Raw genomic sequence first — 9505 nt, 5'->3', positions numbered from 1 at the left:
ATGCCTCTATTGTATCATGCTTATGTGTATTTGGAATTTCTCATTTTGGCTTGTACTATTTATATTCTAGCACCAATATGGTTAAATACTAAGGGGCAAAACAAAGACGATGTACCAAAAGAGTTGGTTGATTTTTTGGAGTATGTCGAAAGTCCAAATGAAACAAAAGATTTAGATGAAGAAGATAGTTTTATCAAATCACTTAAGGAACAAATCGCTGCGATAAAAAGAAATCGTGAGTGGGAGGGACGTTTTATGCTATTTGAAGAGATGTTATCAGATGAAAGAAAAGAGGCGCGTGCGGAGGGGCTCGCAGAAGGATGTGCAGAAGGACGTGCAGAAGGACGCGCAGAAGGACGTGCAGAGGGCATCGCAGAAGGAGAACAGGCCACCTTACAAAAAATGAACCGGCTTGTTCAGCTTTTATCAGAACAAAACCGAATGGCTGATATGATTAAAGCGGCCAATGATAGTGCCTTCCAGAAAGAATTGTTTAAAGAATTTCATCTTTAGAATTGAATTAGCAGAATAAACAAATGATAAAAAGAATTTTAATAAATTGTAAACAGTCAGACCCAATATCAGCTTAGAAAGAGGAATCCTGTTTACAAAAGATAAAGCAGCCGGAACGTATCGGACCATTCAGTTCAACGCATTCCGGCTGTTATTGTTTTATTTATGCAGAAAGTCTGAAAGAAGTCTGTTTATTCCCGATATAAAACACACTTCCGTCCGGCACTTCGATGCTGGTATTGGCAATGAGCCGTTCTCCCTCCGTGTTGTAAGTGCCGTTGACAGAGTAATCTGTGATGACAAAAGTATGTTGGGCGGCATGGTAGCAAAGACAGATGTGTTTTCTGCTGATATCAGCAGTGTTCACCACGATCTGACACAGCTGACTGCTTCTTCCGAGAAAAACATTGGTGTAAGCCGGGAGGGGAAAACTCTGGTTTGTCAAAGGGCCGGACAGAAAGAAAAGTGTGCCGCAGTCGGCGGGTGTGTTTTCATTGTGAGGCAAAAGATCTTCGACAAACTTATCAGTTGTATCAGCAGTACGTGATGTTTGTATTTTTAAAAGTAAAAACAGACTGATGGCCGGGCATATCAGAAGCAGCAGCGGAGCGGCTATATGCTGTAATTGATTTCCGTGCTGCCAGAATCCTTTGAGCAGCAGAAAAGCTGTGGACCCGCCAAAAACAGGCAGGCACAGGACAGCCAGTTCTATAAGCAGCAGTACCAGTGCGGCTGCTTTGTAGCCTCGGGAATAGGTATCTTTCATGGATGCTATACCTCCATTTCCGCAATATGCTGTGCCAACAACTGCAAGGTGTCAGCTTTGGAATAGACCAGATTGCTTCCGGCAAGTGACTGCATAAAACCATAAAAAATACGGCAGATGGATGCTTCGGCGATATGAATATTACAGCAATAGGCACCATATACAAAAGCATTGGTTGTGTAAATATGCAGTCCTGTTTTCGGATGAACATAGATGGAGAGGTAATCCGGCAGCTGAAGGCTGGTAGGACGTACAAGCATACCCTGAACGGAACCTCTGTCAATTTCATCATAAAGATATCGGAGCATCTGGCGAATATCCTGATTTTCCAATGGCGGAACATACTGCGGCGGCAAATCCATCATGGTACGGGTTGTAATGAGATCCTGCAGGCCTTTTTCGGTAAAAACAGTCTGGTAGGTGCCGTTGATTTGCTGAAGGACGGAAAAATGATGTTCCACAAGGTTATACATTTCTTTATACGGCATGGAACCATTATGCATGTATTTGCGGATGACTTCCGGTGTAATATAGCGGCCTGTGCATGGCTGCGGCATCATGATCTGCAGAGAATCCGGCGATGTGTTGCTGATATATTCCTGAAGTACTTCCAGTATATTGGAATTACAGCGTACCAACGGATCGCAGCATTCCAGCAGATTACGGAAAAATCTCTGATAGAATTCAATTAATTCTGTATCGTCGCGGATTTGTGCCATGGATAGATCTTCAGAAAGCTGAATCAGGTAATGCGGCGTAATGATGTAATAGCTCATAGGCGACAAGGCGGCGGATTTTGGCGTTTCGCAGAAATAATACGGCCGATAGCTGCCCCGGGATGCCAGACACAGAGGAATAACAGAACGCAGCAGCTGAATATTCTTTGACCCGGAGGTATGGTTGGAATAAAAACAGAGCAGTGCGTCTACGGAATAGTCACATTGAGCAAGCCATAACTCCATCAATTCCATGGTCAGATCCAGTTTCTCAGGCACATACATAGAAAAGTTCGCTTTATCAGTATGTGTCGCTTCATAAATTAAAACATTCCGAATCGCATTCCGGACGGCATATTCGCCCTTAATTAATCGGTTTGCCAATTCGATGCTGTCTACCTGCGGCGGGGGCAGCATTGAAAAACGAATTGAGGAAAGGGCATTCAACAGACTGCAGACGGCCTGGCGGTTTTCATAAGATTCCTCGCCCTGCAGCAGAATATCATACAGTCTGAAAAATTCTTTCTTCTTATCCACAGGCAGATTAAAATGACGGGCCAGTGCCTGTACAACTTTATAAGATAAAATGCGCTCATCTGTCAGCGCTTTATGTATAGAGGTGCGTTCGGCTTCAATACTTCGGGCGATAAATGAGATAGATTCACCACTGTCCTCTATGAGATTTTTTAGATAAATACTGAATTTTGACATAAAATTGTGTCTCCTTTTTTCCTGAAAGGCATATTCTATAGAATTATTTTAGCATATTCTGTGGAAGCAATCTGTGACAAAAAGTAGAAATTAATCAGCACATATTTTGTCACAGATTGTTCCGGAGCATAATTTTTTTTATACTTGTAGTAGGAAGAGAGACCGGAGGTGGTGACGTGAAATTGTTTGGCAGAAAAAGGCCGCAGCGATCAGCAGACACATCTGAAAAAAGCCCGGAAACAGTGAATGTTCAAAGTCGGGATGTATCTGTTGCAGAATCCGATACTGAAATGATGACAGAAAATGTATATCTCGGACAGGAACAATATCAGCCGAAGGAACTGCAGGTTTCGGCGGCCAGTCTGATCGGAAGCAGGAGAAATCAGCAGGACAGTCTGTGTTATACCAGCCTGCCGGATAAAGGATTTCTGGCGGTCGTCTGTGACGGTATGGGAGGTCTTGGAGGCGGTGAATTGGCCAGTTATACAGCTTGTGCAGGGATGGTTGATGCGTTTGAAAAATGCGGTGATGCACAGCCGGCAGATTTTTTTGTGCGTACAGCTTCGGAAATAGATGTATCTGTGGCCGGTATTGCGGATGAGGAAGGGGTACCGATAGGTGCCGGAACAACCCTTGCGGCAGTCTGGATAAAAGAGAACTGTATGCATTGGATTTCGGTGGGGGACAGCAAAATTTATCTGGTGCGCGGTCATCAGACCAGGTGTCTGACAACACCCCATAATTATAAAATGCTGCTGGATAAAAGAAAGCAGGCTGGAACCATTACATCGGAGCAATATCAAGCGGAACTCTCCCGGGGAGAAGCCCTGGTCAGCTATATTGGCATGAATGGTCTGAAATATATAGATGTATCTATGGAAGGATTGGAACTGGAGGCAGAGGACCAGATAGTTCTTTGCAGCGATGGTTTTTACAGGCAGTGCCCGGAGGAGAATCTGGCACAATGTCTGGAAAATCTTTCAGGGGATTATGAAACCTATGCTTCCCAGCTGGCGGAGGCAGTTATTCGGAATCAGCCCCGTGGGATGGATAATACAACATTGATTCTGGTCAGATACAGTCTGGAGAAAAATGAAGAGAAAATAAGAGAAGTAAATGAAGAAAACGAAAAAGGAGATATAAAGACATGAAATTAAGTACATGCCCGAAGGGCCATTTTTATGATGCGGATAAATATGCTTCTTGCCCGTATTGTGTACCGCAGGATGAGGCGGAAGCTGTTACAGAAGCACTGAATGTGACGATGGAAGATTTTTCAACAAGAGCGCCATCAACAGGAGCATCAGCAGCCGGAGCAGTACAGCAGCCGGTATCTGTTCAGACATCCGGTGCAGCGCAGCAGGCAGCATCGGTGCAGACGTCAGCGGCAGTTCCGACTTCTGAAAAGAGAAGAACAGCTTTTGTCAACACGGCAGTGAGTGGTTGGGAAGAACCGGAAGAGGATGAAAACTGCACTGTCGGTTATTATGCCCAGGTCATAGGTGTTGAACCTGTGGTGGGCTGGATGGTCTGCATCAAGGGCGCTTACAGAGGCGAGAGTTTTAAGCTGAAAAGCGGACGCAATTTTATTGGCCGTGCAACCAATATGGATATTGTATTGGGTGCAGACCAGAGCGTGTCGCGGCTTCGCCATGCAGCAGTTGTTTATGACCCGAAAAGCCGTGCTTTCATTGTAGCGGCAGGGGATGCGAGAGAATTATGTTATCTGAACGGGGAAGTGGTTGTGACCAGTCAGAAGTTAAAGGCGTACGATGTGCTGACCCTTGGCAATACAGAGTTGATGTTGATTCCTCTTTGCGGAGAGAAGTTTTCATGGGATGATGCATCAGAGAAGAATGGGGTGAACAGATAATGGCAAAAGAAAAACAACCACTGACAGCTGTGCAGCGGGGAAAAAGAGGCGCCATCATCGGAATGATTCTTGTGGAAATCATTATGGTTCTGATGATTTTTGTTGAAAGCAGCAACATCATAGAAGTGATTGGAGGAATATTGATTGCGGGATTTGGCGGTGCTCTTTATGGCTTTGGCTATGCTTTTGGTATGCGCTGGCTGCTGGGCTGGGCGGCCGGTGCACTGCATTATAGCGGACATGTACTGGATGCAGGCTTTCTCTGGTGGATTTGCACCGGAAGAAAAGAAGGTATTATCCGAGGGTTAATATTCTCGATGTTTTTGATTTCTGCCGCCGTTTGCTTTGCCTGGATACCGGGGGTGATAAAGGGTATCAAAGACGTCCGTGCAGAGAAGAAAAACAGTGCCGCAGAGACAACCGGCTATGCGGTTGAGGGCAAAAAGGCCGGAAAACCATGGAGACTTAAGAAAGCAGAAAAGCAGCAGGATGAGACAGCACTGCCGACACAGAATGCAGCGGCTTTGCCGACAGGTCAGGAGCAGAATGCAGCGGTAAAATCAGTATCTGCACAGTCGCAGACTGTTTCAGCACAGCCTCAGCCAATGGTGGCTATAAATCAGGCAGCGGCAGGTATAGCGCGTTATGTGGACTGTTATGGCGGAGAATTTAACGGTGCGTCCTTTGATATGAAAGACATTCTGCAGCTGGCTATCGGCAGAAATCCGCAGTTGTGCCGGGTGATTCTGAATCAAAGCGGTATCAGCAGAGTGCATTGCCTGATACAATATCGAAGGGACGGCATGTACGTGCAGGACTTATCCACAAACGGTACATATTTATTAAATGGTGCACGATTGCCGAAAGGCACTTTTGTGCCTGTGAAAATTGGTGATGGGGTGCGGCTTGGACAGCAGGGGCCGGAGTTCCGATTCCGTTAGAGGATTTCATTGAAAAATAAAAGTGAGTCAGAGACAAGAGAAGAATATCCCATGCAGATGGGCTGTGAAGGCCGTATTTGCATGGGATAGTGTTTATGAAGAAATATTATTTTCATCTATAAAGAGCTTCATCTGCTGCATGAAATCATCGTTGGCTTTAAATTGACTGAAGTCATCAGTATAATTGAAATAATCAAGGAATACTGTGACAGATTCAGGATGAAAGTAAAAAAAGTTTTTTAATGCATCATGAAGTACTGTTAGATTTTCTTCTTCCCATTGCCATGAAGCAACTGTATCCGGATGTTCAAAGGCCATAATATAGGTTAAATAAACAGCGCCCATGCCTGTCAGTTCTGGGGATAATCCAAGCGAATATCCATAGCTGGAAGCACTGCGATATATAGTGTTATAAATATCAGAGATGATGTTCTGAGTATTATTTGCATCTAAGGTTCCTTCGTTGGCTAAAGCAGCATTCATGGTAATAAAAACACCAATGGTACGTGTCTCCTCGGTAATACGGTTTTTATAATATTCATCTTCCAGTGTCATATAATCTAAACAAAAAGTGTTAGTAAAAGAAAAATCAAAGTCATCCAAGTGTTCGTTTAACTTTTTACACCATGTGGGCATAGCAGATGTAATATTATCAGTTAAAATACTGTGCGGACGATTATATTCATCGCTGTGTGGTGTCCATCCAAATACATTATCTACTTCATCCATTGCTGACAGCAGAAGGTCATGATCCTGAGATTCAAATGCATCGTTCATTTGCTTGATAAGCGAATTGGCGTAGGGGTCTAAAGAGGTATATAAATGGGAAAAGCCAGGACTGCGGAGGAAAAAGAAACAGAACACAAGGATAATAGCGGCAGCAGCGATTATTATTTTTTTATGTTTTTTCTTGCCGACATCAGGATTTTCCTTTGTATTTGAGGAAGATTGCTGCGCATGATGTGTGCATGTTTTGTCGGCAACAGGAGTAGATGCGCTGGATGCTGCGTTTCCTTCTGGTTTTACATCTGGTTTTGGCAGTTCAGCATTTTTCTCTGAAGCATCCATTTCCTGTGTTTCTTTGGGAGAGTTATCTGTTATTTCTCGAGCCGCCTCCTTTTTCGCCGGATAAAGCACTTTCATCAGTGCTCCGATATCCGGATATCTCTCCATCGGGTCCATCTGCAGGCCTTTTTCCAGGGCAGCACAAGTGGAAGGGCTGAGGGAGAGTCCTTCGATACGGCTGATCGGTGTCAGATGGTCTTCTTCGGCACGGGCCGAGGCCTCCTGTGGCAGAATCCCTGTCAGCATCTGATACATGACAGCACATACGGCATATAAATCAGTCCATGGGCCCTGACGGCTGTTGGAATGATATTGTTCTTCCGGGGCATAGCCGCGTTTTAGAATAACTGTCAGATTGTCATCATCGCTGCGGGAAAAAGTCCGAGCTGCACCGAAGTCAATCAGCGTCAGGGTGTTATCTGGTGATAGCATCAGGTTTTCGGGACTGATATCACGATGCAGAATGCCTTTTTGATGCATGGCCTGCAGGGCAATAAGAATCGGCTGCATCAGAGTCAGTGTTTCCTGCTCTGAAAAAAGCTCTTGCTGCTGTTTCATGTATTTCTTCAATGAAATGCCGGGCACATATTCCATGACCAGATAAGTTGTGTTGTTGGCCTGAATTTGTTCCGCAACATGAACAACATGTTTTATATCGGAGAGCAGATACAGGATACGTCCTTCCTCAGAAAAACTTTTCATGCCAGTGCGGTAATAGACGGCTTTTGTATCATCAGCAGGCACCACAGTTTCATTATCGGTGTCACGAACAGCCAGGTTGGCCGGAAAAAATTCTTTAATCGCCACGATTTTTTCATCGGGCAGATGCATGGCAATATAAGTGATGCCGAAACCGCCTTTTCCAAGAGGAGCGCCTAGCAGATATTTGCCCGCAAGGATGGAAAATATCGGCAGGCTGTCTTTGACAGTCAGGTGTTTTTCAGGATAACCGCAGTGCGGGCAGGTTGTATTTGAATCCTTCAGGTGCTGCATGCATCCGGGACAGAGTTTATCAATATCGACCATAGAAAATACCTCCGTGTCTGGTATATGGTTTTGTCTATTTCAGCGTGATTGTCAGCGCTAACTTTCAAAATGAAATGCATTGAGACTTTTATGCAGTTCTATTTTAACACAGCATTGAGGTCGGTCTTGTGACAAAAGAACGAAAAAATCGGGCACATATTTTGTCACAGATTGCCCGGCATTCATAATTTTTTTATACTGGAAGTAAGACCGCAAAGGACGCATCCGGGGGATGGCAGAAAAAGTTTTTGGAAGATAATGAGGCAGAGAAATGGTGGACTTTTGCGGATGATAAAGCAGTGTAAAGTGAGGGAGAAATTATGGAAAATAATATGCATCGGCCGAGATATAGTCTGCCGCCGCAGGCCATTGTCGGGGGACGGTATCTGGTACGGGAGTTTCTGGAGGAACAGGAGAATCAGATCATTTATCTGGCCACTGATCTGGTGGAGAAAAAGCAGGTCCGATTAGCGGAATGTTATCCAAAGGCACTGGTACAGCGTAAAGGTGAAGCAGGGGAAGAGGATGTGATCATTCGCCCCCGGAGAGAGCCGAAGGTGGAAGAAATTCAGCGTCAGTTTGAAAAGAAATATAAGCAAGTCATTAGAGATCATCATACCGTGTATGCGGTGTTGCCGTTGAAGAATAAGAAAAAGCCGATGGGGGCTATTGCGCTTTGTATGGCTGTGATTGTTCTGGGAGCAGGGATGCTGGCTGCAATTTTTTTTTCGGCAGAAAACGAGAGCCCGACGGGACAACAGTATGCGGAAAAAACTCAGGAAACGGCAAAATTCGCGGTTTCAGAAACTGATTTTGAGTTTTCTGGAGAAACGATAACCTATGACAATGGTGATTATATTTATAAAGCAGGTGAAGACACGATTCAAATGGATTCTGACAGTGGGGTGATTTATTTCGACCGCATCTTGCAGGTATATTTGGAAAGTGAATTGACAGACGAACAGATTAATGAATTGATAGCAGCAGTTGATGGTAAGCTTGTGGGGAAAATTGCAGGAAGAATGAATATTCTTCAAGTGCGGATTCCGGAAAGTGGATTTGATGCATTAGAGGAAGCGGCGCAGAAGCTGATGGAACAGGAGAATGTCCTGTTTTCAGGCTATGATTATCCGGTACATATTGAGAATACGATGGCGGGACAGGATACAAACCCGTGGAGTGAAGCAGCCGGAGAAGATGGAAAGACTTATAATGAGGATGAGCCGAGTGGAAATAACTGGTGGGCGGAAGCGATAGGAGCCTATACAGCCTGGAATAACTTGCCGGAAAAAATAGACAATGGAATCGTGGGAATTATTGATAATGAGTTTGATGTCAATCATCCTGACCTTAAAGGGAAAATACGAATCATAGGGAATGAAGAAAACAGTAAAATATCTCACGGAACCCATGTGGCGGGTATTGCGGGCGCTATGAATAATAACATTGGTATTCGTGGAATTGCAGATTCGGCACAAATTATAGCGAAAGTATATGCAGATTGGTATGATTATGAAACGGTACTTTTGCGGGTTGCGGATAATAAATTGTTGATTGACAACGGCGCAAAAGTTGTGAATAACTCATGGGGCGTTTATCTGTATTCACAGCAAAGGTATGAGGAACTGGCAGATAAAAATGAGAATATTGGGATTATTCTTTATAAAAAAGCCGCCGGCGAAGCGAATCATGATACTTCATATGACGGATACTTACAGTATTATCTGAATGTATTGGCTGTAAGAACATCACAGGATACGGAGCGAATGATAGAACAAATGCTGGATAGTGCGTCTACAGAGGAAGAAAAACGGTTTATGTTTGTACAATCAGCAGGAAATGGTTTCAACAATGAGGGCCAGGTCAGATATGATGCTTCAGTAGGTGGCTTTTT

The 9505-nt window shown here is 44.3% G+C and carries 7 protein-coding genes and 1 pseudogene; 5 read left to right on the top strand and 3 right to left on the bottom strand.

Annotation, left to right across the window (positions count from 1 at the left end; genetic code table 11):
* Positions 1-513 (top strand): annotated as a pseudogene (locus tag WMO25_RS10110) (hypothetical protein); the annotation flags it as partial.
* Between the two features lie 163 nt (positions 514-676).
* Here WMO25_RS10110 and WMO25_RS10105 read toward each other — a convergent pair.
* On the bottom strand, positions 677-1279 hold the full coding sequence (locus WMO25_RS10105; protein ID WP_349085194.1) for an FHA domain-containing protein: 603 nt from the start codon (positions 1277-1279) through the stop codon (positions 677-679).
* 5 nt (positions 1280-1284) lie between these two features.
* Positions 1285-2706, bottom strand: coding sequence for a hypothetical protein (locus WMO25_RS10100; protein WP_349085193.1), 1422 nt, complete (start codon positions 2704-2706; stop codon positions 1285-1287).
* Between the two features lie 176 nt (positions 2707-2882).
* On the opposite strand from WMO25_RS10100, the gene WMO25_RS10095 reads away from it, so the two are divergent.
* From WMO25_RS10095 to WMO25_RS10085, 3 genes are read left to right on the top strand one after another with little or no spacing between them, the layout of a single operon-like run.
* The gene (locus tag WMO25_RS10095; protein ID WP_349085192.1) at positions 2883-3857 is read left to right on the top strand and encodes a PP2C family protein-serine/threonine phosphatase; all 975 of its coding nucleotides are present in this window, start codon (positions 2883-2885) and stop codon (positions 3855-3857) included.
* Positions 3854-4579, top strand: a complete 726-nt coding sequence (locus tag WMO25_RS10090) for an FHA domain-containing protein (protein ID WP_349085191.1) — start codon at positions 3854-3856, stop codon at positions 4577-4579. The genes WMO25_RS10095 and WMO25_RS10090 overlap by 4 nt, the downstream gene beginning before the upstream one ends.
* Positions 4579-5520, top strand: a complete 942-nt coding sequence (locus WMO25_RS10085) for an FHA domain-containing protein (protein WP_349085190.1) — start codon at positions 4579-4581, stop codon at positions 5518-5520. The genes WMO25_RS10090 and WMO25_RS10085 overlap by 1 nt, the downstream gene beginning before the upstream one ends.
* A 93-nt stretch (positions 5521-5613) precedes the next feature.
* Here WMO25_RS10085 and WMO25_RS10080 read toward each other — a convergent pair whose 3' ends face one another.
* Positions 5614-7611, bottom strand: a complete 1998-nt coding sequence (locus tag WMO25_RS10080; RefSeq protein ID WP_349085189.1) for a protein kinase domain-containing protein — start codon at positions 7609-7611, stop codon at positions 5614-5616.
* 320 nt (positions 7612-7931) lie between these two features.
* Here WMO25_RS10080 and WMO25_RS10075 point away from each other — a divergent pair.
* Positions 7932-9505, top strand: a 1574-nt coding sequence (locus WMO25_RS10075) for a S8 family peptidase (RefSeq protein ID WP_349085188.1), incomplete at its 3' end; no start/stop codon positions are given.

The sequence above is a fragment of the Coprococcus intestinihominis genome (assembly GCF_040096555.1).
Classification (GTDB): Bacteria; Bacillota; Clostridia; order Lachnospirales; family Lachnospiraceae; genus Coprococcus_A; species Coprococcus_A intestinihominis.
This window is presented reverse-complemented; position numbering and strand designations above follow the sequence as displayed.